This window comes from Ruegeria sp. R8_1, from assembly GCF_017743815.1.
Taxonomy (GTDB): domain Bacteria; phylum Pseudomonadota; class Alphaproteobacteria; order Rhodobacterales; family Rhodobacteraceae; genus Ruegeria; species Ruegeria lacuscaerulensis_A.
This window is the reverse complement of the sequence record NZ_JAGHRL010000002.1, coordinates 600,599-626,289: the sequence shown is the minus strand read 5'-3', so window position 1 is coordinate 626,289 and position 25,691 is coordinate 600,599. Positions and strand designations below refer to the sequence as shown.

The window sequence follows — 25,691 nt, the reverse complement described above, 5'->3', positions numbered from 1 at the left end:
AAATACGTGCGACCATAGCCGGAGGACGCAATGTCGATCACTCGCCGTAGTTTCACTGGAATTCTGGGGGCCGCTGCCATGCTTCCCACGTCACTCTGGGCGCAGAGCGATCCTGTCCTCGAGGCCATCCGCACGACGCTTTACGGCAGCAATTCCGATTTCGAGGAAGGAATGGCCTATCTTGTCAATCGCGGGCAGCCGGACGTGGTTCCGGCACTGCTGACGGCGATGCGTTACGGGCGCCGCCGCAGTGATGAGATCACGGAAGTCATGCGCACCCTGACAGGCGAAAATATCGGTGTGGATTGGTTCGACTGGATGATCTGGCAAGAACGCAATCCACAGATTACGCCGCACCCCTCGCTGATCCCGTTCAAGCGCGAAGTGCTGTTAGGGATAGACTCGAACTTTGACGATTTCCTGCGCCCCGAATACCTGCAACCTGGCAAAATGAAGATCCGGTTGGAAGAGATTACATGGGGCGGTGTTCAAAAAGACGGCATCCCCTCGCTGGACAATCCGACGCTGATCCCGGCCGCGCGCGCGGACTACATGAAAGACGATGACCTGGTCTTTGGCGTCTCGATCAACGGGGATTCGCGTGCCTATCCGTTGCGGATCATGGGCTGGCACGAGATGTTCAACGATGTAATCGGTGGGGTGCCTCTGGCGTTGGCTTATTGCACGCTCTGCGGATCGGGCATTTTGTTTGAAACGCAGGTGTCGGGGCGCAGCAAACCGTTGGTCTTTGGCTCGTCGGGGTTCCTCTATCGGTCCAACAAGCTGATGTTCGATCGCGAGACTCATTCGCTGTGGAACCAATACACCGGCAAACCCGTCGTCGGCCCGCTGGTCGATAGCGGGATCGAGCTGAAACAGCGCCCCGTGGTGATCACCACTTGGGAAAGCTGGAAAGGGTCGCACCCCGATACCAAAATCCTGTCCCTGAACACCGGGCATCGTCGGAATTATGGCTCGGGCGTGGTTTATCGCGAGTATTTTGCGTCGCCCGAGCTGATGTTCCCGGCACTGGTGGATCAATCGCAGCACCGGCAAAAGGATTATATCTTTGCAATCCGTCAGTTCGGCGCGGCACGGGCCTGGCCGCTGGATGCGTTCAACAACACGCGCGTGATCAACGATGCGATTGCCAACCGCCCGCTGGTTCTGATCGGCAATCCCGACAAACGTGCCGTGCGCGCCTATGAGCGTGGGTCGAACCGTTTTACCGCATCAGAGGGCGGGCTGGTTGATCAGCAGGGCCGCAAATGGCGCCTGACCGAGGAAAAACTGATCGGACCGGACAGTACGGAATTGCCGCGCGTGGCCGGGCATATCTCGTACTGGTTCGCATGGGACAACTATCTGGGCGACGCGGCAACGGTCTATCGCGGCTAGGAATGCTCTTCGGCGGCTGTGGCCGCCAGCGCACGGTTATAAGCCTTAAGCGCATCGACGTGATAAAGTGCGCCGACCGGGTTTTCGCACCCGTCATCGTCGATCACCACGACCGGGATACAAGGGATATCCTCGCGGTCGAAATAAGGCATCGCGGCCTCAAGCGTCGCGCTGGCCTGCACACACAAGCCCTGCTCGATCAGCGCCTGCGCCTCATCGCGGCTGATCGATCGGGCATCCCCCAAGGGCCGCATCACCGCCCCAGCACGCAGCATCGCCAGCAGATACGCCTGCGGCCCGGCGGCTAGATGCACATCACGGCGCTCGAGCTGGGTCAAAAAGAACGACCGGTCCACCAACCGCGAGGCAAGCGCGGTCGACATCGAGACCGAGACCATCACGGCCAACCCGATCTGCCAGTCTCCGGTCAGTTCAAAAACGATCATTGTAGTCGAGATCGGTGCGCCCAGAACGGCAGCGGCCACCGCCCCCATTCCGGCAAAAGCATACAACGTATGCGTTCCCGACACATCCGGCAGCAACCCGGTGGCGATCAGGCCAAAGGCCAACCCAGTCAGCGCCCCCACCATCAGCGACGGCGAAAACACCCCGCCCCCCATACGCCCACCCATGGTGATCGCTACAGCCACGGTCTTAATCACGGCAAACATGATGGCTGCCGATAGAACCAAATCTCCGGTCAGGGCACGGATCGTAGTTTCGTAGCCCACACCGATGATATGGGGAAACCAGATGGCGATCAGACCAAGCATCGCCCCAGACACGGCCGGGCGCAGCCAGCCCGGCAAGGACAGGCGAGTCTGGATGTGATTGCCGATGTCTTCGGCAAAGAAGATCGAACGCATTAGCAATAGCGCCACCAAGCCGCAGATCAGGCCAAGGATCAGAAAGGCCGGCAACTCGACGTAGAACTGCAGCGATCCGGGGGTATCCAGGGTAAACTCGGTCACGTCGCCATATTCCAGCCGATTGATCACCGTCCCCGCGACCGAGGCAATTACGATAGGCGCAAAGGCATGAACCGCGAAGTGGCGTAACACCACCTCAAGCGCGAACAGGGCCCCGGCGATGGGTGAATTAAAACTGGCCGAAACCGCGGCCGCCACCGCGCAGCCCAGCAGGTCGCGCCCGGTGATCCCGTCGGCGTGGATACGGTTCGACACCCAGGTCGAGATCACCCCGGCCATATGCACCACCGGCCCTTCGCGCCCCGTGGACCCGCCTGTGCTGAGCGTGATCAGCGAGGCAAACAGGGATGCGATCCCCGCCTTGCCCTCGACCCGGCCATCGGTCAGCGCCGCGCCTTCGATCACATCCGCGACCGAGCGCACGCGCCCGTCATCGGTGAACCTGTGTAGGATGATACCCACGATCAGACCTCCGAGGATCGGCGTGATCAGCACGATGAACCACGGCAGTTTCTCGACATGGGAATGCAGTAGCAGGATGTCTTCGGTGTCATAGACCCACGCCTGCAGCGCCCGGATCGCTTTGCGGAAACCCAGCGCCATGAACCCGGCGGCGATGCCGATGGCCAGAGCGATGAACCAGAACTGGATCTGGCTTGGCCCCCGCCGCCGCATCACCCGCCAGCCATCCTTCATCGCGGCCAAAGCCTGATGCAGCTGGTTGCGCAGAACGGTGCGGGTTGACTGGGTCATGTGCCCTCGGGAGATCAGAAGATATCCCTTACTAAGCCACGGAGGGCACAGATAAAAGCCGGATCGCGCGTCTGTGAGGCGCTATACGTCCAACAGGGCACGGGCGGCGGCGCGGGCCTGATCCGTGATCGTGTCGCCCGCAACCATGCGCGCGATCTCATCCACGCGGTCGGGTTCGGCCAGCGGGATGACGGTGGACAGGGTCAGCCCGTCGGTCACTTGTTTCTGCACCCGCCAGTGATGCGCCGCGCGGGCCGCGACCTGTGGCGAATGCGTCACCACCAGCACCTGCCCGCCCTGCGCCAGTGATGCCAGACGCCGCCCCACCGCATCCGCAGTCGCACCACCGACGCCGCGGTCAATCTCGTCAAAGATCATAGTGCGGGCGCTGTCATCGCCGGTCAGACAGACCTTGAGCGCCAGCAGAAACCGGCTGAGTTCCCCGCCCGAGGCGATCTTGTTCAACGGCCCGGAGGGCGCGCCGGGGTTGGTGGCGACGGTGAAAGCCACCGCGTCAATCCCCTCGGGGCCGGGATCGGCGGCGGTGAGTTCGGTCTGAAACACCGCGCGCTCCATTTTCAGCGGAGCGAGCTCGGCCATCACAGCCGTGTCCAACTGCCCCGCTGCCTGCTGACGCGCGGCACTGAGCCTCGCCGCCGCCTGATCATAGGTGTCCTGCGCAGCCGCAACCGCCGCGCGCTGGTCGGCCAGATCGGCATCGCCTGCGTCCAGCTTGTTCAGGCGGTCGCGCAGCGTATCAGCGAAGGCGCCAAGATCGTCGGGGGCCACGTCATGTTTGCGGGCCAGAGCGCGGATTGCGAACAAACGTTCCTCGGCCTGTTCCAGCTCCGCCGGATTGAACTCCAGCGCCTGCAGGCAAGCATTCACACCGTCCTGTGCCTCGCCCAACTCAATCAGAGCCCGGCCCAAGGCGGCGATCGGCTCCTCCAACTGACCGCCGGCGCTATCAGACACGCCCTCCAGCCAGCGCACGGCATCCGACATGGCCGTTTCGGCCCCATTCCCGCCCAACAGATCAAACGCGCGGGCCACGTCATCACGGATGCGCTCGGCCCCTTGCATCATGCGGCGGCGCGCGTCCAGATCGGCATCCTCGCCCGGTTGCGGGTCCAGCTTGTCCAGCTCAGCCACAGCGTGGCGCAAGAATTCCTCTTCTGCGCGCATGGCGGCCAACGCTGCTTCGGTCTCAGCCAGCGCTTTGCGCTGCCGCGACATATCAGTCCAAGCGGCGCGTACCGCAGCCAGATCATCCGAAACGCCGGCATAATCGTCCAGCATCGCCCGATGCCCGCGCGGGTTAAGCAAACCCCGGTCATCATGCTGGCCATGCAGCTCCACCAGGGTCTCGGACAACGCCCGCAACACCTCGCCCGAGCAGCGCCGGTCATTGACCCATGCGGTCTTGCGCCCTTCGGCGGTGTTCACCCGGCGCAGGATCAGTTCCTCGCCGCCCGGCAGCCCGGCCTCGGCCAGAATCGCATGGGCGGGGTGATCTTCGGACAGCTCGAACTCGGCCACCACCTCGCCCTGCGCGGCCCCCTGACGGACCAGTTCCGCCCGCCCGCGCCAACCCAGCACAAAGCCCAGGGAATCCAACAAGATCGACTTGCCTGCGCCCGTTTCGCCGGTCAACGCGTTCAAACCCGGCTGAAACGTCAGTTCCAGCCGGTCGATGATCAGCATGTCGCGGATATCAAGGGCGCGCAGCATCGGATCCTAGCGTCCCGGAGCTTTGGCCATGGCGATTACAACCACTCACCTTTGACGGTCTGGCGGTAAATTGTGCTAAGCCAGTTGTTGCCACGGCTCTTAAGGTCAAGCCCGCGCGATGTCAGTAACTTGTAGCCCGCGTCATACCACTCGGAAGATTGGTAATTGAATCCCAATATTGCCCCGGCCGACTGTGCCTCATCCACCAGACCCAGCGACAGATACGCTTCGATCAGACGATAGAGCGCTTCGGCGGTGTGCGAGGTGGTTTGAAAATCCTCAACCACGACGCGGAAGCGGTTGATCGCCGCAGTGTAGTGATCCTGACGCAAGTAATAGCGCCCGATCTCCATCTCCTTGCCGGCCAGATGGTCGAAGGCCAGATCGAACTTCAGAACGGCAGAAGTTGCATATTCGCTGTCAGGATAGACTTCGATCACGGTCCGCAACGACTGCAACGCCTGGAACGTCAGACCCTGATCTCGTCCAACCTCGTCGATTTGGTCATAGTAGCTAAGCGCCAGAAGGTACTGGGCATAAGCTGCATCCTCATCCGCCGGATAAAAATCTATGAACCGCTGTGCCGCAGCACGGCTTTCTTCATAATTCTTGTCGGAATGATACGAGAAGGCCTGCATGATCAGCGCGCGCTTGGCCCAATCGGAATAAGGGTACAAGCGCTCGACTTCTGAGAAATACCACGCCGCGTCGTCCTGCCGATTCTGCGACAGCTCAAACTCACCGCGCGTGAATATCTGTTCAGGAGTGAAACCCTCAAGATTCTGGTTGCGGTCAGCCCCCTGGCCTCCGCATGCTGTCAAAACTGCTGTCAGAAGTAACGCGCCTGCGAATCTGACTGCCGCCTTGGTGCCACCCATTCCGCCTATCCTTGTCGTCTTGCTTGTCGAGGCACGCCCCGGTTTGAGGCTTGGTTTAGCACATATAATTCCGGGGCAAAACGCCTTAGTCAGCCTGCTGTCGGAATTGTCGACAGAGTTGATCCAATCAAGCGACTTCGGGAATTTCGTTCCAAACCAGCCCTTGCCCTGGCAGACGCGCAGCTTGTTCCGGCGTGCACAGGATCGGGCGAACTGCGCCGGGGGTCTCAAACAACTTGCGCAGCAGAGTGTTGGTCATCGCATGTCCCGACTTATCACCGGTAAAGTGGCCGAGAATCGGACCACCTGCCAGATAAAGATCGCCTAGTGCGTCCAGCATTTTATGGCGTACGGCTTCGTCAGAGTGACGGAACCCGCCGGGTGTCAGAACTTCGTTCCCTTGCACGACGACCGCGTTTTCCAGCGTTCCACCAAGGGCCAAACCGTTTTCGCGCATCGCTTCAACATCTGTGCGGCGGCAGAAAGTGCGGCAATCGCTGAGTTCCCGCGCAAATGAGCCGTTGCGCATGTCCAAAGTTTTGGTCTGGCGTCCGATGGCGCTGTCCTCAAAATCAATGTGGAAATCGATAATCAGACCGTCGGCAGGCGCAATCGAAGCGCTCGCTCCTTCCCGCGAAGCAGTCACGGGCTTTAATACTTCGTAGGCCAGAACCGGGCTGGCCTGACGGCGCACGCCCTTGGCCATGATCCCACGCACAAATTCGATTGACGATCCATCCATGATCGGAACTTCGGGGCCATCAATCTCAATCAGCGCGTTGTGGACACCACATCCAGCCAGCGCAGCCATTATATGTTCAACCGTCGACACCGAAGCGCCCGCATCGTTGATCAGCCGGGTGCAGAGCGGAGTCCGCTCGACCACATCATAGATAGCAGGGACCAGTGCATTGCCCAGTTCAATATCCGTACGTTTAAACCAGATGCCATGGCCAGCTGCCGCCGGTTTCAGCACCATATTCGCAGGCTTGCCGCTATGCAGCCCGACACCGGTAAACGTGATCGGAGATTTGAGCGTATGTTGCAATTTGGGCCTCGGTGAGTGGTGTCCGACCTAGTTTGGCCGTGTTGGCATCTCAGTTAAGGAACGCGGGCAAAAGGCTCAACTCACTCTTTGTAACCGAATGAAACATGAATGTAACAGATCGGCAAAAGCCTGCTTACACCCGGTTACACAATTGTTTTAAAACGAAAAAGGGCCGCCAAACAGCAGCCCTTCTTAATCAATTTGTTACCGCGATCAGTTGGCTTGACGCCGCAAGAAGGCCGGAATTTCAATCCGATCTTGCTCGGGGTCTGCCTCATCATGCGCCGGCGCCGTAGCGTCAGATTGGCGCATTACGGGCTGTTGGCGCTGGGGCTGTGCCGGCGTATCGGCCGCGTGACCGGTCATTCTGTCGATCAGCCGGTTAAACCCAAACCGGGGACGATCCGCATCAGATTGAGGTGCGGGTGCCGGCGCAGCCGTTGGCTGAGGCCGCGGTGCCGCGTACCCACGATCAGACGGTGGAACATTCTGAACCGCTGCCTGCAAACGCTGCAGCGCTTCCGGTGATGGTGTCCCTGCAGTCGGCTGAGGCTGAGGCGCGACATAACTGTCGGTCGTAGTTTCAACCGGATCAGGCGTCGGCTCGAATTCAGCTACACGCGGCTGATAAGCCGGAGGAGGCAGGTCGTCGTCATCCTGTTCGGCGCGCGGCTGGAACTGAGGCTCTTCGGCCGCTTCGAACAGCGAAGGCTCACGAGCCGGTTCGGCCTCTGCAGGTTCGGGCGCGGAAACATATGCGTCTTCCTGCACAGGCTCTTCTGCCGACACAGTGCGCGTCAGCGGGGCTGACATCGAGCGACGCGCGACCGGCACATCCTCGGACTTCTCGGTCGCGTCAATGCCAGTGGCAACGACCGAAACCCGCATTCCGCCTTCCATAGCCGTGTCCAGTGTCGAGCCTACGATGATGTTCGCCTCGGGGTCGACTTCTTCGCGGATACGGTTGGCCGCCTCGTCCAACTCGAACAGGGTCAGATCATGCGAACCGGTGATGTTGATCAGGACACCCTTGGCACCTTTCAGGCTGATTTCGTCCAGCAGCGGGTTGGCAATCGCCTTCTCGGCTGCCTGAACCGCACGATCCTCGCCGGTGGCCTCGCCCGTTCCCATCATGGCTTTGCCCATCTCGTCCATCACGGCACGAACATCCGCAAAGTCGAGGTTGATCAGGCCCGGACGTACCATCAGATCAGTCACGCCTTTGACGCCCTGATACAGCACGTCATCGGCCATCGAGAACGCCTCGGTAAAGGTCGTCTTTTCATTGGCCAGACGGAACAGGTTCTGGTTCGGGATGATGATCAGCGTGTCGACGACCTTTTGCAGCGATTCAACGCCGTCTTCGGCCTGACGCATCCGTTTGGCGCCTTCGAACTGGAAGGGCTTGGTCACAACGCCCACGGTCAGCACGCCCAATTCGCGCGCGGCTTGCGCGATGATCGGCGCTGCACCCGTTCCGGTGCCCCCGCCCATACCGGCGGTGATGAAACACATATGCGCGCCAGCCAGATGATCTACGATCTGCTCGATGCTTTCCTCGGCGGCTGCGGCACCCACGGTCGGACGCGCCCCTGCGCCCAGACCTTCGGTGACTTTCACGCCCAGTTGCACACGAGCCGACGACTGGCTCTGCTGCAACGCCTGAGCGTCGGTGTTGGCGACCACAAAATCCACGCCATCCAACTGTTTTTCAATCATGTTATTGACGGCATTGCCGCCTGCCCCGCCTACGCCAAATACCGTAATCCGAGGCTTCAATTCATCGTGCCCGGGCATCGAAAGATTCAATGTCATGCTTCTGTCCGCCTGTTTATATGCTCCGCCAACGCGGTGTTTTTCTTACCTATCCTGCCACAATTCTACCGACCGAAACCGCAAACGTCACGCCAAAAATCGCCAGAATCCACAAAATATGGAGGAAATAAGGCGTTCCACGCCAGTATTTCGTATTGTTTGCCAGATGTTGCGGAGCGAACTCAATCCAGCACAACAGATGCGACCGCCGCGCCGCAGATTACGGGCATGTCACGTACGTATTTCTTGTCTTTGCATGTTGCGGAAAACTGCTCGGGTCCTCACGCATGGCCTCTGTCGGACCTTGTGGATATCTTGCTGGATTCGACGTTCATCCGCAAGGGAATTCTTCAACCAATAGGAGTACTTGGACAGTTTAGTCCCTCATCAGAAATCTCTCTCACAATCTGGATTTCTGTATTCGCCAATGTCGCCAGACGAACCATGAAACTACCATTGTGCACGAAGGGCCACCAGCACACGGGGAACCCATCGACATCGTCGTCGTACAGGAAACAAAGCTGGCCATCAGGGGTTGTAATTTTTCCGTAGACGCAACCCCTACCCTCCATGCGCCAGACTGAGAGACTCGGGCTCAGGAACTCTTCGGCGCCAACCAAGCCACCGTTATGGAAATCGTAGAATTTGACGGTCTTGCCTACAACGGCCCCCAGAAAAGCCTCGGGTGTGATCAGGGTCTGACCCTGAACCGATGCGGGAATCGCGACAAACAGCGCCGCGACCAGTGTCTTACCAATTGTCACGGAACCAACGGACAGCTCGTTTGAACGGGCGCGCAGCATAGGTGTCGACAGGGATTTCGAAGTCCCACCATTCATCCTGCGGATGCGCCGCAAACAAGCTGAGCCCCACCACCGAAGAAAATCCCGGACCAGTCGCCGATTGCGGCAACCCGTGAACACGCAGGGGACGCCCAAGACGAACGCGCTGCCCCAGAATACGAGTCGCCAAACCGTCCAAACCCATGATCTGGCTGCCTCCACCGGTCAGAACGATCTGCTGGCTGGGCAGATGATCGAACCCGGCAGCATCCAGTCGAATGCGGACTTCTTCCAAAATCTCTTCTACACGAGGACGCATGATGCCGATCAACTCGGCGCGGCTGACGGTGCGCCGGTCATGTTCCCAATCTCCGGTATCACCGCCGATGTCGATCAGGTCACGGTCATCCGCCCCGGTCGCGTGAACGCCGCCGTTGAAGGTCTTGATACGTTCGGCCACATTCGCAGGAACGCCAAGCCCCATCGAGATATCCGACGTCACATGATCGCCGCCCATGCGTACGCAATCGGCATAAATCATGTGTTTTTTCATAAAGATAGACACACTTGTCGTGCCGCCACCCATGTCGATACAGGCCGCGCCCAACTCTTGCTCATCTTCAACCAGTGCGGAAATGCCCGAAACATAGGCCGAGTTCGCGATCCCGGCCAATTCCAGATCACAGCGCTTGATGCAGCGCACGATATTCTGAATAGCGACCGCATCAACCGTCAGCATGTGCATATCGACCGCAAGGGTCTGACCCATCTGCCCCCGAGGGTCGATAAGGCCCGAGCGATTGTCCAACGCAAAGTTCACCGGCTGTGCGTGCAGTACCTCGCGACCCGCGCCATAGTCCGGCACATCGCAGGCGTTCAACACACGTCCGACCTCGGCTTCGCTGACCACCTGTCCTTCCAGATCGACCTGCGCATCCAACCCATAAGACCGGGGGTTCGCGCCCGAGAAGCAGGCGATCACGTGATCGACCCGAATATCGGCCATCTTCTGCGCAGCTTGCAGAGCGGTGCGGATGGCGCGTTCGGTTTCCTGCATCGCAGTGACTTCGCCAAACTGCACCCCGCGCGAACGTGTGGTCGCAGCGCCGATAACCCGGAACCCGGTCTGACCGGCCAGAGACCCGATGCTGTTGTCCTCACTTAACCGCCCTGTTCCGTCGAAACGCAGCACCAGACAGGAAATCTTTGAACTTCCCACATCCAGAATCGCAACAACACCGCGTTGCATCGCCTGTCTGCGCATCTGCCGCATGGCCCGTTGGGACTGATAGAGATCGGTCATCATGGTCGTTACTGCCTGCTACTCACGTCTGTTTTTGTACTCCACCAGTCTTCGCTGGCAGCTTTGGTCATTCTAATGGTTGGACGTTGTCCGAGGCGCATATCCACAACGGCCACGTCACGTTCCAACAGGTCCTGCACCTCATTAACCGCCAAGACGCGTTCCAGTGCGCGCACGGACCGATCGGTTGGCAGCATGATGCGCTGACCTCGGTCAAGAACCAGATCCCAGCGGCGCTCGCCAATTCGAACAAGACCCCGCACACGCGCCCCAAGGCTGCGCGCTGTTGTCAGCAGTTGCAGTGCTTCAGCGACATGTTCGTCCGCGCCCTTTCCTGCAATAAGCGGCAGTGTCGCGTGGTCCTTGCGGGAGGCGACCCGCTCAACATGCGCGCCGGTTTCGTCCAGCAACTCGGTTCCGCTGCGCGTGCGCCAAACCACCACGGGTTGGCGTTCAACAACATCAACCTGAAGAATTCCGCCGGGGCGAATGCGAACCGTCGCAGATTTGACAGGATCAAGACCGGTAATCGTGTCGCGGATTTGTTCGGCGTCCAGATCCCAGGAACTGATCGGGAAATCCAGTGGCACAACTTCACGAATGTCTTCGGAGAGATTCGGCCCAGCGCCATCAATGGCCATCAAGTTGACCATGAATTCCGGTCTTTGCTGGATCGAGGTCTTGATGTCATTGACGTAAGCTACAACCGCCTCTCGCCGCTCCTCAGCACTAAAATACAGCCCCGTAGCCGCGCAAATGGCCAGGATGGGCAACCCATATTTCAGACCGCGGCGTATGCCCGGCGTAAGCATCCAACGCTGTATTCGGTAGCTGAGGCGCGACGGAGCCGGGTCGAACCGTTGCGATTTGCGGCCGAACAGTTTCACGCCGCCCAACCGCAGTTTTGGTTCTGTTTCGTGGCGTTCGCCTGACGCGAAATCGGCATCCGGACCCGCCAATGGCTTGGACCGATGTATGACAGGTGCGCGCGTGGCTTTTAACGGTCGCATGAGGCGTCCTCCACCATCCAGGCACACAGCTGGCCAAAGGTCATACCGCAATGTTCGGCTTGCTCGGGCACCAATGAGGTCGGTGTCATTCCGGGCTGGGTATTGGTCTCCAACAAAAACAGGCCATCTGCGCCCATGCTGTCATCCCAACGATAATCAGTACGGGTCACACCGCGACAGCCCAGTGCGTTATGAGCTTTCAGCGCATGATTCATGCAGCGGTCAAAAATATCCTGCGGGATGTCGGCAGGCAGCACGTGCCACGAGCCGCCGGGCTTGTATTTGGCATCATAGTCATACCATCCGCCATCAGTCATGATCTCGGTCACGGTCAGAGCGCGATCGCCCATCACGGTCACGGTCAACTCGCGCCCGGCCACGTATTTCTCGACCATCACGTAATCTGGCATGTCGTCAGACAGTTGCGGCGGCCCTTTCGAGCCTTCGTGGACGATATAGATCCCGACACTGGACCCTTCGTTATTGGGCTTGGCCACATAGGGCGGATCCATCACATGTGCGGCGGATACATCGGGCTTGGGCACGATCACGCTGGGAACAACAGGCAAACCTTCGGCGGCGAACACCTCTTTGCTGCGCTGTTTGTCCATCGCGAGCGCCGAGGCCAGCACGCCAGAATGCGTGTACGGAATGCGCATCCACTCCAGCAGGCCCTGCACACAGCCATCTTCACCCCAACGGCCATGCAGAGCGTTGAAAACCACATCCGGTTTGACATCCGACAGGCGCGCAGAAAGGTCGGGACCTGCGTCCAGCTCGACCACTTCAAAGCCTTCTCCCCTAAGGGCGGCTGCGCATTCGCGCCCAGAGCTGAGTGACACCTCGCGTTCCGCCGAGGGGCCGCCCATCAATACCGCCACTTTGGGGTGTGTCCTGCTCGACTTACCCACTTAGCGCCTCAATGTCCCCGGACCTTATGCGGTGGTCCGTACTGCGTTTATGCCTTTGATCCGTCGCCTGAATTTGCCTGTTTTGGTCTGACGGTTGGGGCTTTATTCCTTCAACGGGTCACCGACCCGCATGATTTCCCACTCTAGCGTGATGCCGCTTGTTTCGTAAACCTTTTTTCGCACCTCTTCGCCCAGGCCTTCAAGGTCAGCGGCAGTGGCACCGCCAGTGTTGATCAGGAAGTTCGAGTGCTTCTCGCTCATCTGCGCGCCACCCTTGGTGGCCCCTCGCATCCCGGCATCGTCGATCACTTTCCACGCCTTAAGATCGTGCACGTCATCCGCCCTGCCCGTTGAGGAAAACCCGGCCGGGTTACGAAAGGTTGAACCTGCGCTGCGGTCTTTGGTGGGTTGGGTCTCGTCCCGTTTTTGCAATTGCGCCGCCATCCGATCATGCAGCGCCTTTGGATCGCCCGAGGGCCCCTCGAACGTGGCCGAAATCAGCACCGCCCCATCGGGCAAATCCGATTGACGATAGCGGAAGTTCAGGTCCTGCGGCGTCAGGTCCACGACCTCGCCATGACGTGTGACAATGGTGGCCTTGCGCAACACATCCGCTGTGTAGCTGCCATAGCAGCCAGCGTTCATCCGCACCGCCCCACCGACCGAGCCCGGAATGGTCCGCAAAAACGTGAGGTCCACCCCCGAATCTGCCGCTTTGCGCGCCACATGCGCATCCAGCGCCGCCGCGCCCGCTGTGACGGTGTTGCCTGCGACCTCGATCCCGTTGAACCCGCGCCCCAGCCGGATCACTACGGCGCGCAGCCCCCCGTCGCGGACGATCAGGTTTGATCCGACACCCATGGGGAACACGTCGAAGTCTTCGGGCAGATCGTGCAGAAACGCTTTCAGATCGTCAATATCTGCAGGTTGGAACAAATAATCCGCCGGACCGCCGACACGAAGCCATGTCAGGTCGTTCAACGCTCGGTTCTGGGTCAGTTTGCCACGGGGTTCTGGAAGAGATGTCATTCCGGTTCCTTCGCGGATTTACTTCCTCCGCGCAAGCCGTAACTGTCACTGAGCCGAACCAAGCATCCGACGCACCCACCGCCCCAGATAAATCACAGGCCAACGCAGCACGGACATACCCATCGCCAGCACCAACAGTCCGATCCACGGGCCGTTCTGCAAGGTGACATAGCCCAATATCGGAATCCCCACCGCGATCAGGACATAGGCGCGGGTCCAGTGGTTGTCCTTGCTGGGGATCATCGCCAGCACATTCGCGGCGATCCCCCACAACGCAGCCAGAGCGATTGACCAATTCATTCCTGAACCTCCTGCCCGGTCCAGCGCCGCCAATAGTGGCGGATCGGATTGCGGAACATGGATGCGAAGCCTGCAAAAGCCAGCACCGAAACGACCCAGCCGAAGTCATGACCCAACCAGACGATCAGCGCGGGTGCACAGACAAACAGCACCACGCCCGGTGGAAACTGCAGACGCATCGGCAACATCGCCACGATGGTCGAGGCGATGACCCACAGCCCCGCAAACACCACTGAATTCACCATGCGCCCCTCCGAGGACGTTGTTTCGCGGCTGCAAACGCTCAAATCAGTCGAGCGTCAAGTTGGTTCCCTGCGTCACACAGCTTGTTTACGTTGCAAACGGTTGGGCAAACCGTTGGCCCAGGCGCTGATTGTCCCGGCCCCGAGGCAAACAACCATGTCACCGGGACGGGCTTGTTCGCGGACCAGACGCTCCAGATCGTTTTCATCCAGCAGAGCACGGGCGTGACGATGACCGTGGCGGATCAGGCCCTGCACCAGATCATCGCGGGATGCGCCCTCAATCGGGTCTTCTCCGGCGGCGAAGATATCAGCGATGGCAACCACGTCGGCATCGTTGAAACAGGTGCAGAAATCGTCAAACAAATTGGCCAGACGCGAGTAGCGGTGCGGCTGATGCACGGCGATCACGCGACCCTCGGTCGCCTGACGAGCAGCTTTTAGCACGGCGGCAATCTCAACCGGGTGGTGGCCGTAATCGTCGATGATGGTAACGCCATCGACCTCGCCGACTTTGGTAAAGCGGCGATTGACGCCACCGAAATTGGCCAGCGCCTCGCGGATTTCGGCGGTTTTCATGCCCAGATGGCGGGCCACAGCGACGGCGGACAAAGCGTTCGAGACATTGTGGTCGCCGGGCATAGGCAGCGTGCAGCCCTCAATCACCGTATCTTCGTATTGCAGGTGGATATCGAAATGCGCGACGCCGCCCTTATAGGTCAGATTCACCGCCCGCACATCGGCCTGCGCGTTGAACCCGTAGGTGCGCACCCGGCGGTCGCTGATGCGGCCCACCAGCGTCTGCACCTCGGCGTGGTCGGTGCAGCACACAGCCAGACCGTAGAAGGGCAGATTCGAGGCGAACTCGTAAAACCCATCCCGCAGCCGGTCGAAATCGCCCCAATGCTCCATATGCTCGGGGTCGATATTGGTGACGATGGCGATGGTCGCAGGCAGGCGGTTGAACGAGCCGTCCGATTCGTCGGCCTCGACCACCATCCATTCGCCCTGCCCCATTCGTGCGTTTGAACCATAGGCGTGAATGATGCCGCCATTGATCACGGTGGGGTCGAAATCGCCCGCCACCATGAGCTCGGCCATCATAGTGGTTGTGGTGGTTTTACCGTGGGTTCCGGCGATGGCGATGTTGGATTTCAGGCGCATCAGCTCGGCCAGCATATCGGCGCGCCGTACCACCGGCAGGCCCTGCGCGCGCGCGCCGTCCAGCTCGGGGTTGCCCGGTTTGATCGCGGTGGACACCACAACAACGGCCGCGTTTTCAAGGTTTTCGGCCCGCTGACCCACAAAAATCTCGGCCCCCAGACCAGCCAGACGGTCGGTGATTTTTGAGGCTTTGAGGTCCGAGCCCTGCACCCGGTAGCCCAGGTTCAGCAGCACCTCGGCAATGCCCGACATCCCAATTCCGCCGATGCCAACGAAGTGGATCGGCCCTACGTCTTGCGGCAGTTTGGTGGCTGGATTCATGGGGTCTCCTTCTGCGCCAGCTCTTCGACAAGGTGAACAAGACGCTCGGTCGCGTCTGGGGCTCCGGTCGATAGGGCGGCACGGGCCATTTTTTGTGCGGCCTCGGGGTTTGTCAGAACGGCGGTGATTTGCTCGGTCAGTGCTGCAACGTCAAGCAGGTTCTCGGGGATCATGATCGCCCCACCCGCCTGCACCAGCCCGCGCGCATTGGCGGTTTGGTGATCGCCCGCAGCGGCGGCAAAGGGGACAAGGATTGAGGGCCGCCCGATGACCGAGATATCGGCCACACTAGACGCGCCCGAGCGGCTGATCACCAGCTGCGCATCGGACATCCGCCGGGGGACGTCATCGAAAAAGGGCAGAACCTCGGCCCGGATACCATGGTCGGCGTAAAAGGCGGTGACACGTTTACCATCTTCATCGCGGGCCTGATGAGCCACGCGGATATGGTCGCGCAGACCATCGGGCAAGGCCGCAAGCGCACCTGGCACCACATCACTGAGGATGCGTGCGCCCTGACTACCCCCCATCACCAGAACCGACATTGGGTAGTCTCCGGGCGGGATATAGCCTGCCGCGGCACGTTCCAACACCGCACCGCGCACCGGATTGCCTGTATGCACACCCTTTGCGCCGTCGGGCAAATCCGTGGGCCAAACGCCACAGGCCACTTGGGCCACGCGCTTGGCAAACAGTTGGTTCACGCGGCCCAGCACACCGTTCTGTTCATGGATCATGCGCGGAATGTTCAACAGCGTCGCCGCACCTAGCGCCGGGATCGAAGGGTAACCTCCGAACCCCACCACCACATTGGGCCGGTCACGCATCATCTGCATTGCCATACTTGTCACGCCGCCCGCGATCTTGGGGCCGACCATCGCCTTGGCCGCCAGCCCGCCGCGCGCGAAGGTGGCCGATGTCGCCTCGACAATCTCGGTCGAATGCGGAAATCCGCCGGTATAGCGCGCGCCGCGCGCATCGGTGGACAGGCGCACGCGCCAGCCTTTCTGCAGCATCGCCTCGGCCAGCGCCTGCGCCGGGAACATGTGGCCCCCGGTGCCGCCCGCCGCAATCAATAGGTACGGTTTGCTCATCAACCCCGTCCGCGCAGAATATCGCCCAGCTCGCCCTGCGGTCGGGTGCGGGTGAACGCCAGCAACATGCCTACTGCGATACCGCCCGCTATCAGCGATGAGCCGCCATAGCTGACGAACGGCAGCGTCATTCCCTTGGCGGGCAGCAGGCGCACCGCGACGCCCATGTTGATCATCGCCTGAACGCCGAACATACAGGCAAGACCGGTTCCGGCCAGACGGATGAACATGTCCCGTTCCTTCATCAGCCGCAGCAGCGAACGCACTACGATCAGCGAGTAGAGCGCGATGATGATCAGCACCAGAATCAACCCGTATTCCTCGGCCGCGACGGCGATGATGAAATCGGTATGGGCATCGGGCAAGGACCACTTCACCTGCCCCTCACCTACTCCGACGCCGAACAAGCCGCCTTCGCGGATGGCGTTGGTGGCATAGCCAAGCTGCGTGGTCGGATCGACCTCTTGGTTCAGAAAGCCGTCAATGCGGCGGGCGAAGTGTTCCGAGTTCGAATAGGCGAACATCCCGCCCAGCACGACGGCCCCAGCCATTCCCACCAGTAGCAGCATCGGTGCACCGGCCACGAAATACATCACGCCCCAGCCAAATAGAATCAGACAGGCCTGCCCAAAATCAGGTTGCAGTACCAGCATCGCCACAATCGCCATGCACAGCGCAAAAGACCACAATCGCCCCGGAGGGCCGTTGATCTCTTGCGAGGCCGCCAGCAGCCACGCGGCCACAACGATAAAGCCGGGTTTTAGAAACTCTGAGGGTTGCAGCGAGGCAAATCCCAAGGAATACCACCGCACCGCGCCCTTGCCGAAATCGGTGCCAAACACGGGCAGAAAGGCCAACGCCACAAACGCGCCCAGAAATCCCAGAACCGCCAACCGACGCACCAATGTGGGTGACATCATCGAGGTCAACAGCATCGCCACCAGCGCCAGCCCGCCAAACAGCGCCTGCCGTTCGACATAGTGGAACGGATCAAACCCGTTGCGCCCGGCCAGCGGCGGCGATGAAGCCAGCCCCAATAGCAAGCCGATGACAAACAGGATCAGCACGCAGGACATGGTCCAGCGATCAATCGTGCGCCACCACTTTGGTAGAATCGGTTCGCCGCGCGTGTCCCGGACCGCGCCATACACCATCTCAGTCATGAGATACCGCCACTATCTGCCTCGTTCACGCCCCGTTTTCGGGGTCTGATTGAGACTCTACAGCGATTTTGGCTTTGGGGCTAGGGAAATGAGGGGCATAAGCGGAATTCGATCAGCCCCAGAGTTGAAATAACGCGTCACGCTTTAATTGGGTACCGGTCCGGTTCCTCAAAGACATCAATCACGCGCGTACCGGCCTTGATCTGACCTCCGTGTTCGACCCCCGCCGGGATCGAATAGCTGTCGCCCGGACGGTAAGTTTTCGTCTGGTCTCCGATCGTCAGCGCAATCTCACCTTCAACGACCGTGCCCCATTGCGCACCATGCGAATGAAGCGGAAGCTCCATATCCTTCAGAAAAGTGAAGAACGCCACCAGACCTGCGTCCGAGCGAATGACAGCCGTCTGCACCACATCTTCAGGGAAAGGAACGTCCAGTTTCGGAAAGGCCGTTATGAAATCCGGGTAATGCATGAATTGTTCCTTCTCCTCGGGTGAACTGTCGCCGCAGGATGACAGTGCTTTCGGCAGCTGGCAATCGGGATTGCTCACATACGGCCAGACCTTGAGCGAGGCGACGGCGCGCTCTTGCGTTCCGACGCGATCCGCGCCATCCCCTCGTCCATGACCTTTGACACGATCATTCTTGGTGCCGGTGCAGCCGGTATGATGTGTGCCTCCCACTGCGGCGGGCGTGTTCTGGTGATCGACCATGCCAAAGCAGCCGGAGAGAAAATCCGCATCTCAGGCGGAGGGCGCTGCAACTTTACCAATATGTATGCGGGCCCCGGAAATTTCCTGTCGCAAAACCCGCATTTTTGCAAATCCGCACTGGCGCGATACACGCAGTGGGATTTTATCGATCTGGTCGGGCGTCACGGCATCGCGTGGCATGAGAAAACGCTGGGGCAATTGTTTTGCGACGGGTCTTCGAAGCAGATTGTCCAGATGCTGTTGGACGAGATGACCCGCGCCGGGGCTGAACTCTGGCTGCAAACCTCGGTACGTGATCTGCGCAAAACCGAATACGGCTTTGCGATCGAGGTTGAGCGCGAAGGCCAGCGCCAAAACCTGATTTGCCGCAATCTGGTGCTGGCGACGGGTGGCAAGTCGATCCCCAAGATGGGCGCAACGGGGTTAGCCTATGACATCGCCCATCAATTCGAGCTGCGCGTTACAGACACGCGGGCGGCGCTGGTGCCGTTCACCTTTTCGGATGGCCGGTTCAAGGAGCTTTCGGGTGTGTCGCTCCCCGCGCGCCTGTCCAACGACCGCACCAGCTTTGACGAGGCGCTGCTGTTCACCCATCGCGGTCTCAGCGGGCCGTCGGTGCTGCAACTGTCGTCCTACTGGAATGAAGGTGAGGCGATCCATGCGAACCTGATCCCCGACCTGCCCCTGTTCGACCTGCTGCGCGATCAGCGTCAGGCCGGAGGGCGCAAAGCCCTGACCACCGAACTGGCCCGACACCTGCCCGCGCGGCTGGTCAACTACCTGAAACACCATATACCAATGCGCGGCAATCTGGCCGACCAGTCCGACGCCGCCCTGAACGATCTGGTGACGGCGCTGTCCAACTGGTCCCTCACCCCCTCTGGCACCGAAGGGTATCGCACCGCCGAGGTTACTTTGGGCGGGATCAACACGGATGAATTGTCGTCCAAAACGATGGAGGCCAGGGATGTCCCCGGCCTCTATGCGATTGGCGAAGCGGTGGATGTCACCGGCTGGCTGGGCGGCTACAATTTCCAGTGGGCGTGGTCTTCGGGTCACGCCGCCGGAACCGCCATAGCTGCAGGCTAGCCTACGACGTTATAGCCACGTCCGCGCATACAGTTGCGCACGAGAACTTCTTTGTTCTGGTTTTTGTTTATCACGTCTGCACCGGCACCTACCAGCGCACCTGCGACTGCGGCGCGCCCCAGATTGTCGCTGCTGTCCTGAACGATCCCGGTAACTGCCGCAGCACCCGCCGCCCCGATTGCCGCGTTACCGGCCGTAGTCCCATCAACCGAAGCCTGCGAAGCTGCCAGCTGTTGGCATTGCTGTAGGTCGACGTTGTAATTCGGGCCGACCGGCCCATCGACGACGGGTTGATAATTCGCACCAGTGTTTGTGCAGGCGCCGGCCACCAAAAGCGCAGGCAGGACCAGAGAAAACTTACGGTAAGTCATAATGATAACCTCGTGTTGAATTTACAGGCAAGCAAGACCAATTAGTTATGGGCGTCAAGCAGATAGCACCGCAGCTTGGCCCAACCGGCAATCTATTGCAAATTTCTAAAGCGAAAGGTTCAGACGAACCTGCGCTGCGAAATCCTCTCCGCGTTGCTCGAAGTTGTCATATTGATCGAAACTGGCCGCAGCTGGGGCCAGCAAAACTGTATCCCCTGGCGCCGCATCCGCCACAGCCTGCGCGACGGCCTCGGCCATTGTGGTACAGACCTGCGCCTCCACCTCAAGCTGCATGGCGAAACTGGCGGCCTCCCGCCCAATGACATAGGCTTTGACGACTTGATCGCAGGCTGTGTTCAAGGCAGACAAACCGCCTTCCTTCTCAAGCCCGCCGCAGATCCACCGGACGTTCTTAAACGCACTTAGCGCCTTGAGCGCGCTGTCTACATTAGTGGCCTTCGAATCATTCACAAAGGTCACGCCATTCGCTTCGGCGATAATCTGACTGCGGTGTGGCAGACCGGGATAGCTGTGCAACGCATCCTCAATCACGCGCGGGGCCAGCCCAAGCGCGCGACACGCCGCGTAAGCAGCGCAGGCATTTTGATGGTTATGCGCGCCCGGCAGCCCTTTGACGTTGCGCAAGTCAATCGCGCCTGCCTGCCGACCTTTGCGGTATTCGGACAAAAACCCTTTGCGCGCAAAAACCTGCCACCCGGGCCGCGTCAGTTTTCGGGCAACCGAGATCCGGATCACCCGGTCATCCGTTGGGCCTTCGGCCAATTGCCCGGCCAAAAACGCGCCTTCATTTTCGTCGACGCCAATCACTGCCCGGTCCGGGCCACCTTCGGCAAACAGGCGACGTTTGGCGGCAAAGTAGCCGCCCATACCCCCGTGCCGATCCAGATGATCCGGAGACAGATTGGTAAACACCGCGATATCCGGCGTTAATGCACGCGCCAGTTCAGTCTGATAGCTCGACAGCTCCAGCACGACGACTGAAGCATCCCGACCGGGTTCAATATCGAGAACCCCACGCCCAATGTTTCCGGCCAACTGGGCCTCTCGGCCTGCCTCGGTCAGAATGTGATGGATCAATGCCGCCGTGGTTGATTTGCCGTTAGAGCCTGTGACCGCAATAACACGTGGGGGTGTGTCGAAATTATCCCATTCCGGGCCCGCAAACGATCGAAAAAACAGCCCTATATCATTGTCGACTGGCACGCTGGCATCAAGTGCGGCTGCGACGACTGGATTTGGTACAGGGTAGAGATGCGGGATACCGGGCGAGACGATCAGCGCAGCGATTTGATCGAACGCCCCTTGGCGGCGCAGATCGGCACAGGCAAACCCCTCGGCCTCGGCTTTTTCGCGAGCAGCGGGATTGTCATCCCAACAGACAGCTTCTGCCTTGCCCGCCCTAAGCGCACGCGCCGTGGCCAGACCCGAGCGACCAAGCCCAAGCACCGCTACTTTCTGCCCCGAAAACCCTTTGACCGGGATCATCCTGACCACCTTGTTCTGTCGTACATGTCGCGGCCACCCTGCGCAGAAGACACAAGTCTTGGCAAGAGACGCAAAAGGCTCGCGCGTCAGCGCGAGCCGGGCCCAACAGGTGGCAGGCGGGCCGCAGGCCCTCCGAGCCTGGCGGGAGCGTTACCGGACCTTAAGTGTCGCCAGCCCGATCATCGCCAGGATCAGCGAAATGATCCAAAACCGGATCACGATGGTGGGCTCAGCCCAGCCCTTTTTCTCATAGTGATGGTGGATTGGCGCCATCAGGAACACCCGCCGTCCGGTGCGTTTGAAATACAGAACCTGAATGATAACACTCAGGGCTTCAACGACGAACAGGCCGCCAACCACGGCCAGCACCAGTTCGTGCTTGGTCGCTACTGCGATGGCTCCCAAGGCACCGCCCAAAGCCAATGATCCAGTATCGCCCATGAACACCGCAGCCGGGGGGGCATTGTACCACAGGAACCCAAGCCCTGCGCCAAACAAGGCCGAGGTAAAGATGAAAATCTCGCCTGTACCCGGCACGTAATGCACATCCAGATACTCGGTAAAGTCGACCCGCCCAACCGCATAGGCAATCACACCCAAAGTCGAGGCCGCGATCATCGCAGGCATGATCGCCAAACCGTCCAGCCCATCGGTCAGATTCACAGCATTCGCAGCGCCAACAATTACAACAATCGCGAACGGGATATAGAAAATACCCAAATTGACCAGCGTATCTTTGAACACAGGCACCGCCAGTTGGTTCTGCAACGCCTCGGGGTGGTGCAGTGTTGCCCAGACCGAAGCGAGCAATGCGATCAACACGCCCAAAGCCAAACGCATCTTGCCCGACACGCCCTTAGTGTTCTGTTTGGACACTTTTGCGTAGTCATCCGCAAAGCCAATCGCCGCATAGCCCAGCGTCACGAACAAGACCATCCAGACATAGGGGTTGTCCCACCGCGCCCAAACCAGCGTCGACGTGACCAGAGCGCCCACGATCAGCAGCCCCCCCATCGTCGGCGTTCCCGCCTTTGAAAAATGTCCCTCGGGCCCGTCATCTCGGATCGGTTGACCTTTGCCTTGCTTGCGGCGCAGCACGTTGATCAGCGGTTTGCCAAACAGGAACCCGAAAATCAGCGCTGTCATAAAGGCACCGCCCGCGCGGAAGGTGATATAGCGAAAGAGGTTAAAGAAATCCCCGCCATCGGACAGATTGGTCAACCAATAAAGCATACTAACACCTTTCTCGTGCGGCGATCATGGCTCAAGCGCGCCCCCTTGCCCCATTTTCCGTAAACCGTCAACAATCCGCGCCAGCGCCATGCTCAAAGATCCTTTGGCCAGCACGATATCGCCCGCGCAGATCAGATCCGGCAGGTGCGCGGCCATTTCGGCGCTGGTTTCAGTCCAAAGCCCGCGTTTCCCTTCGGGCAACGCCTGATGCAGCGCCTGCATCAACGGACCGATGCAATGCACCTGATCCACATGCGCCATCGCCACAACATCGGCCATGGCCGCGTGCATGTCGGTTTCCTGCGCGCCCAATTCCTTCATATCGCCCAAGAACGCGATCCTACGCGGGCCCTGCGCGGCGGCCAGAACGTCCAAGGCCGCCTCCATCGAGGTCGGGTTGGCATTATAGCTGTCATCCAGCAGTTCAATCTGCCCACCGCTCGCCAACGACAGCGTCTCGCGAACACCGCGACCCGCGACCGGAGACCACCGGCGCAGCCCGATAATAGCCTGATCCAGATCGACGCCCAGCTCAACGCATGTCGCCAAAGCACCCAGCCCGTTCATGGCGAAATGCGTACCGGCCGACCTTACGTTAAATCTTAATGGCACCCCGTCCAGCGCCGCAGAGGCATGGACCGAGTCGGCGGTCTGCGCCACATCCGTCAGCACATAATCCGAAGCGTTCCGCCCAAATTCGACGATCCCCGCTCCTTGAGCCTGCGCACAGCTGCGCAACACATCCGCGTCGTCAATGTCGGCGTTCACGATGGCTGTGCCTCCGGGTTCCAGCCCCTCGAAAATCGCGGCTTTTTCATGGGCGATGCCCGTGACCGACTCAAACGCCTCAAGATGCACCGCCGCCACAGTCGTCACCAACGCCACATGCGGGCGGGCCTGTTGGGCCAGGGGCGCAATCTCTCCGGGATGGTTCATGCCAATCTCGATCACGGCGAATTCGGTGTCGCGCGGCATCCGCGCCAAGGTCAGCGGCACGCCCCAATGGTTGTTGTAACTGGCGACGCTGGCGTGGGTTTTGCCCTGCGTTTCCAGAATATTGGCCAGCATTTCCTTGGTCGAGGTCTTGCCCACACTGCCCGTCACACCCACCACGCGCGCATCGGTGCGTGCGCGGCCTGCTCGGCCCAACGCCTCCAACCCTGTCTGCACATCGTCGACGATCAGCAACGGCGCATCCTCGGCCACGCCATCGGGGATGCGGGACACCAAAGCCGCGCCGGCCCCCTTCTCCAACGCCTGCGCCACAAAGTCATGCCCGTCCCGTGCCGCCTTTAGCGCCACGAACAGGTCGCCGGGTTGCAAGGTTCGGGTGTCAATCGACACGCCGTTCACGGACCAGTCACAGGTGACGCGCCCGCCGGTAGCCTCAGCGGCCTCAGCCGCAGTCCAGAGCGTCATGCAACCCTCCCGTCCAGCGCGGCCACGCTGATGCTGGCTTGTTCCACATCGTCAAAGGGCAGAACCTGATCGCCGACAATCTGGCCGGTTTCATGCCCTTTGCCCGCAATCAACAAAGCATCCCCCGGTTGCAGCGCGTCTATGCCGCGCAGAATGGCCTCGGCCCGGTCGCCCACCTCAGTCGCCTCAGGCGCGCCCAACAAAACGGCCGCGCGGATGGTCGCCGGATCCTCGCTGCGGGGGTTGTCGTCGGTGACAAAGACCACGTCAGCATGGTTTGCAGCCGCTTGCCCCATCAAAGGCCGCTTGGTCGCATCGCGGTCGCCACCTGCGCCAACGATGGCAATCAACCGCCCCATCACATGCGGGCGCAACGCCTTGAGCGCAGTGGCCACAGCATCCGGCGTATGGGCATAGTCGACAAAGACCGCCGCTCCATTATGGCGCGTCGCCGCAAGTTGCATCCGGCCCCGCACGGTTGTCAGATGCGGCAGAGTTTCAAACACGCGCTCAGGGTCCTCGCCGCCCGCGATCACCAGACCACAGGCCAGAAGGATATTTTCAGCCTGGAACCCTCCGATCAAGTTCAGGCGGGTTTGGAAGACCTTGCCTTGCCACGAGAACCGCAAATCCTGCCCGGTCGCGTCAAAACGCTGGTTCATCAGGCACAGATCGGCATCGCCCAGCCCAACGGTCAGAACCTCCTGTCCGCGCGCCTTGGCGATCTTGCGGACCTCGGCTCCTTTGGGGTCGCTCATATTGACCACGACTGTGCCGTCCTGGGGCAGAACCCGGTCGAACAGACCCGCCTTGGCCGCGAAATACGCCTCGAACGTCTCGTGATAGTCCAGATGGTCCTGTGTGAAGTTCGAGAAACCCGCAGCCGCCAGATGCACGCCGTCCAGACGACGCTGTTCCAACCCGTGCGAGGATGCCTCCATCGCGGCATGGGTCACGCCATTTGCGGCGGCTTCGGACAAACAGCGATGAAGGGTGATCGGCTCGGGCGTGGTATGGGCCAGAGGGGCAGTCCATGCGCCCTCAACCCCGGTGGTACCAAGGTTTACGGCAGCGTGGCCCAGTTCCATCCAGATTTGGCGCACGAATGTGGCGACCGAGGTTTTTCCATTGGTCCCGGTGACGGCCACAATGGTCTGCGGCTGCGCGCCAAACCACAGCGCGGCACATCCGGCCAGTGCCTGACGCGGGTCTTCGACAACGACCAAGGCCGCGCCTGATGCGGCCAGTTCATCGGCTGCAATCTCGGCCCCTTCGGCGTCCGTCAGGATCGCCGCCGCGCCCATGCGCAGGGCGTATTGGATGAACGCGCCGCCATGAACCCGCGTGCCGGGCAAAGCAGCGAACAAAAAGCCCTCCTGCACCTCGCGGCTGTCCACGGCCAGCCCGGTGATGTCAGGGTTTGCCCCTCCGCGCGCGGTCAGGGCCAGTTGGCTGAGTGTTCTTGTTCTTGTGCCCATGCCCTACCCTT

At 60.3% G+C, this 25,691-nt stretch carries 23 protein-coding genes; 2 read left to right on the top strand and 21 right to left on the bottom strand.

The window, feature by feature from the left end; genetic code table 11:
• Window positions 1–30: 30 nt before the first annotated feature.
• Complete coding sequence (locus J7380_RS07190; RefSeq protein WP_209195106.1) at window positions 31–1,398, top strand: DUF3179 domain-containing protein; 1,368 nt, start codon at window positions 31–33, stop codon at window positions 1,396–1,398.
• On the opposite strand, the gene J7380_RS07185 is transcribed toward J7380_RS07190, so the two are convergent.
• The 16 genes from J7380_RS07185 to J7380_RS20335 all read right to left on the bottom strand — a co-directional run bounded on the left by J7380_RS07185 (window position 1,395) and on the right by J7380_RS20335 (window position 18,584).
• Complete coding sequence (locus tag J7380_RS07185; protein WP_209195105.1) at window positions 1,395–3,080, bottom strand: chloride channel protein; 1,686 nt, start codon at window positions 3,078–3,080, stop codon at window positions 1,395–1,397. The genes J7380_RS07190 and J7380_RS07185 overlap by 4 nt on opposite strands.
• An 81-nt stretch (window positions 3,081–3,161) precedes the next feature.
• Window positions 3,162–4,811 (bottom strand): DNA repair protein RecN, encoded by a 1,650-nt coding sequence (gene recN / locus J7380_RS07180; RefSeq protein ID WP_209195104.1) that lies wholly within the window; start codon window positions 4,809–4,811, stop codon window positions 3,162–3,164.
• 35 nt (window positions 4,812–4,846) lie between these two features.
• Window positions 4,847–5,689, bottom strand: coding sequence for an outer membrane protein assembly factor BamD (locus J7380_RS07175; protein WP_209195103.1), 843 nt, complete (start codon window positions 5,687–5,689; stop codon window positions 4,847–4,849).
• Between the two features lie 127 nt (window positions 5,690–5,816).
• Window positions 5,817–6,737: a UDP-3-O-acyl-N-acetylglucosamine deacetylase gene (gene lpxC / locus J7380_RS07170; protein WP_209195102.1), complete on the bottom strand. Its 921-nt coding sequence runs from the start codon at window positions 6,735–6,737 to the stop codon at window positions 5,817–5,819.
• Window positions 6,738–6,950: 213 nt separating this feature from the next.
• Entirely contained in the window at window positions 6,951–8,552 is a 1,602-nt protein-coding gene (gene ftsZ, locus J7380_RS07165; protein WP_209195101.1) for a cell division protein FtsZ, read from the bottom strand.
• A 350-nt stretch (window positions 8,553–8,902) separates the two neighbouring features.
• Window positions 8,903–9,316, bottom strand: coding sequence for a hypothetical protein (locus J7380_RS07160; RefSeq protein WP_348539083.1), 414 nt, complete (start codon window positions 9,314–9,316; stop codon window positions 8,903–8,905).
• A complete protein-coding gene (ftsA, locus tag J7380_RS07155; protein WP_170353121.1) occupies window positions 9,303–10,637 on the bottom strand; it encodes a cell division protein FtsA in 1,335 nt (444 codons plus the stop codon). The genes J7380_RS07160 and ftsA overlap by 14 nt, the downstream gene beginning before the upstream one ends.
• An 8-nt stretch (window positions 10,638–10,645) precedes the next feature.
• Complete coding sequence (locus J7380_RS07150; RefSeq protein WP_209195100.1) at window positions 10,646–11,647, bottom strand: cell division protein FtsQ/DivIB; 1,002 nt, start codon at window positions 11,645–11,647, stop codon at window positions 10,646–10,648.
• Window positions 11,635–12,558 carry a D-alanine--D-alanine ligase gene (locus tag J7380_RS07145; protein WP_209195099.1) on the bottom strand — a complete coding sequence of 308 codons (924 nt, stop codon included), beginning with the start codon at window positions 12,556–12,558 and terminating at the stop codon, window positions 11,635–11,637. Before J7380_RS07145 ends, J7380_RS07150 begins: the two co-directional genes overlap by 13 nt.
• A gap of 102 nt (window positions 12,559–12,660) precedes the next feature.
• Window positions 12,661–13,587 carry a UDP-N-acetylmuramate dehydrogenase gene (gene murB, locus J7380_RS07140; protein WP_209195098.1) on the bottom strand — a complete coding sequence of 309 codons (927 nt, stop codon included), beginning with the start codon at window positions 13,585–13,587 and terminating at the stop codon, window positions 12,661–12,663.
• A 45-nt stretch (window positions 13,588–13,632) separates the two neighbouring features.
• Window positions 13,633–13,887 carry a DUF2484 family protein gene (locus J7380_RS07135; protein WP_170352558.1) on the bottom strand — a complete coding sequence of 85 codons (255 nt, stop codon included), beginning with the start codon at window positions 13,885–13,887 and terminating at the stop codon, window positions 13,633–13,635.
• Window positions 13,884–14,132 carry a DUF2484 family protein gene (locus J7380_RS07130; protein ID WP_209195097.1) on the bottom strand — a complete coding sequence of 83 codons (249 nt, stop codon included), beginning with the start codon at window positions 14,130–14,132 and terminating at the stop codon, window positions 13,884–13,886. The genes J7380_RS07135 and J7380_RS07130 overlap by 4 nt, the downstream gene beginning before the upstream one ends.
• 72 nt (window positions 14,133–14,204) lie before the next feature.
• On the bottom strand, window positions 14,205–15,614 hold the full coding sequence (murC, locus tag J7380_RS07125; protein ID WP_209195096.1) for a UDP-N-acetylmuramate--L-alanine ligase: 1,410 nt from the start codon (window positions 15,612–15,614) through the stop codon (window positions 14,205–14,207).
• Complete coding sequence (locus J7380_RS07120) at window positions 15,611–16,708, bottom strand: UDP-N-acetylglucosamine--N-acetylmuramyl-(pentapeptide) pyrophosphoryl-undecaprenol N-acetylglucosamine transferase (RefSeq protein ID WP_209195095.1); 1,098 nt, start codon at window positions 16,706–16,708, stop codon at window positions 15,611–15,613. The genes murC and J7380_RS07120 overlap by 4 nt, the downstream gene beginning before the upstream one ends.
• Window positions 16,708–17,871, bottom strand: coding sequence for a putative lipid II flippase FtsW (ftsW, locus tag J7380_RS07115; protein WP_170753068.1), 1,164 nt, complete (start codon window positions 17,869–17,871; stop codon window positions 16,708–16,710). The genes J7380_RS07120 and ftsW overlap by 1 nt, the downstream gene beginning before the upstream one ends.
• Window positions 17,872–18,008: 137 nt before the next feature.
• A complete protein-coding gene (locus J7380_RS20335) occupies window positions 18,009–18,584 on the bottom strand; it encodes a cupin domain-containing protein (protein ID WP_247742429.1) in 576 nt (191 codons plus the stop codon).
• On the opposite strand from J7380_RS20335, the gene J7380_RS07105 reads away from it, so the two are divergent.
• On the top strand, window positions 18,495–19,673 hold the full coding sequence (locus tag J7380_RS07105; RefSeq protein ID WP_209195150.1) for an NAD(P)/FAD-dependent oxidoreductase: 1,179 nt from the start codon (window positions 18,495–18,497) through the stop codon (window positions 19,671–19,673). The two genes, J7380_RS20335 and J7380_RS07105, sit on opposite strands and share 90 nt — an antisense overlap.
• Here the strand turns inward: J7380_RS07105 and J7380_RS07100 are convergent.
• The 5 genes from J7380_RS07100 to J7380_RS07080 all read right to left on the bottom strand — a co-directional run bounded on the left by J7380_RS07100 (window position 19,670) and on the right by J7380_RS07080 (window position 25,680).
• On the bottom strand, window positions 19,670–20,044 hold the full coding sequence (locus tag J7380_RS07100; RefSeq protein WP_209195093.1) for a glycine zipper family protein: 375 nt from the start codon (window positions 20,042–20,044) through the stop codon (window positions 19,670–19,672). The two genes, J7380_RS07105 and J7380_RS07100, sit on opposite strands and share 4 nt — an antisense overlap.
• A gap of 105 nt (window positions 20,045–20,149) precedes the next feature.
• Window positions 20,150–21,550, bottom strand: coding sequence for a UDP-N-acetylmuramoyl-L-alanine--D-glutamate ligase (gene murD, locus J7380_RS07095; RefSeq protein ID WP_209195092.1), 1,401 nt, complete (start codon window positions 21,548–21,550; stop codon window positions 20,150–20,152).
• A 150-nt stretch (window positions 21,551–21,700) separates the two neighbouring features.
• Complete coding sequence (gene mraY, locus J7380_RS07090) at window positions 21,701–22,783, bottom strand: phospho-N-acetylmuramoyl-pentapeptide-transferase (protein WP_209195091.1); 1,083 nt, start codon at window positions 22,781–22,783, stop codon at window positions 21,701–21,703.
• Between the two features lie 24 nt (window positions 22,784–22,807).
• Window positions 22,808–24,202, bottom strand: coding sequence for a UDP-N-acetylmuramoyl-tripeptide--D-alanyl-D-alanine ligase (gene murF, locus J7380_RS07085; RefSeq protein ID WP_209195090.1), 1,395 nt, complete (start codon window positions 24,200–24,202; stop codon window positions 22,808–22,810).
• Window positions 24,199–25,680, bottom strand: coding sequence for a UDP-N-acetylmuramoyl-L-alanyl-D-glutamate--2,6-diaminopimelate ligase (locus J7380_RS07080; RefSeq protein WP_209195089.1), 1,482 nt, complete (start codon window positions 25,678–25,680; stop codon window positions 24,199–24,201). Before J7380_RS07080 ends, murF begins: the two co-directional genes overlap by 4 nt.
• Between the last annotated feature and the right edge of the window lie 11 nt (window positions 25,681–25,691).

What these genes read in the sequence shown, in the direction of transcription:
- J7380_RS07190 (WP_209195106.1), top strand. Translation starts at nt 31, where the DNA reads ATGTCGATCACTCGCCGTAGTTTCACTGGAATTCTGGGGGCCGCTGCC.
- J7380_RS07185 (WP_209195105.1), bottom strand. Translation starts at nt 3,080, where the DNA reads ATGACCCAGTCAACCCGCACCGTTCTGCGCAACCAGCTGCATCAGGCT.
- recN (WP_209195104.1), bottom strand. Translation starts at nt 4,811, where the DNA reads ATGCTGCGCGCCCTTGATATCCGCGACATGCTGATCATCGACCGGCTG.
- J7380_RS07175 (WP_209195103.1), bottom strand. Translation starts at nt 5,689, where the DNA reads ATGGGTGGCACCAAGGCGGCAGTCAGATTCGCAGGCGCGTTACTTCTG.
- ftsZ (WP_209195101.1), bottom strand. Translation starts at nt 8,552, where the DNA reads ATGACATTGAATCTTTCGATGCCCGGGCACGATGAATTGAAGCCTCGG.
- ftsA (WP_170353121.1), bottom strand. Translation starts at nt 10,637, where the DNA reads ATGACCGATCTCTATCAGTCCCAACGGGCCATGCGGCAGATGCGCAGA.
- J7380_RS07150 (WP_209195100.1), bottom strand. Translation starts at nt 11,647, where the DNA reads ATGCGACCGTTAAAAGCCACGCGCGCACCTGTCATACATCGGTCCAAG.
- murB (WP_209195098.1), bottom strand. Translation starts at nt 13,587, where the DNA reads ATGACATCTCTTCCAGAACCCCGTGGCAAACTGACCCAGAACCGAGCG.
- J7380_RS07135 (WP_170352558.1), bottom strand. Translation starts at nt 13,887, where the DNA reads ATGAATTGGTCAATCGCTCTGGCTGCGTTGTGGGGGATCGCCGCGAAT.
- J7380_RS07130 (WP_209195097.1), bottom strand. Translation starts at nt 14,132, where the DNA reads ATGGTGAATTCAGTGGTGTTTGCGGGGCTGTGGGTCATCGCCTCGACC.
- murC (WP_209195096.1), bottom strand. Translation starts at nt 15,614, where the DNA reads ATGAATCCAGCCACCAAACTGCCGCAAGACGTAGGGCCGATCCACTTC.
- J7380_RS07120 (WP_209195095.1), bottom strand. Translation starts at nt 16,708, where the DNA reads ATGAGCAAACCGTACCTATTGATTGCGGCGGGCGGCACCGGGGGCCAC.
- ftsW (WP_170753068.1), bottom strand. Translation starts at nt 17,871, where the DNA reads ATGACTGAGATGGTGTATGGCGCGGTCCGGGACACGCGCGGCGAACCG.
- J7380_RS07105 (WP_209195150.1), top strand. Translation starts at nt 18,495, where the DNA reads ATGACCTTTGACACGATCATTCTTGGTGCCGGTGCAGCCGGTATGATG.
- J7380_RS20335 (WP_247742429.1), bottom strand. Translation starts at nt 18,584, where the DNA reads ATGGTCGATCACCAGAACACGCCCGCCGCAGTGGGAGGCACACATCAT.
- J7380_RS07100 (WP_209195093.1), bottom strand. Translation starts at nt 20,044, where the DNA reads ATGACTTACCGTAAGTTTTCTCTGGTCCTGCCTGCGCTTTTGGTGGCC.
- murD (WP_209195092.1), bottom strand. Translation starts at nt 21,550, where the DNA reads ATGATCCCGGTCAAAGGGTTTTCGGGGCAGAAAGTAGCGGTGCTTGGG.
- mraY (WP_209195091.1), bottom strand. Translation starts at nt 22,783, where the DNA reads ATGCTTTATTGGTTGACCAATCTGTCCGATGGCGGGGATTTCTTTAAC.
- murF (WP_209195090.1), bottom strand. Translation starts at nt 24,202, where the DNA reads ATGACGCTCTGGACTGCGGCTGAGGCCGCTGAGGCTACCGGCGGGCGC.
- J7380_RS07080 (WP_209195089.1), bottom strand. Translation starts at nt 25,680, where the DNA reads ATGGGCACAAGAACAAGAACACTCAGCCAACTGGCCCTGACCGCGCGC.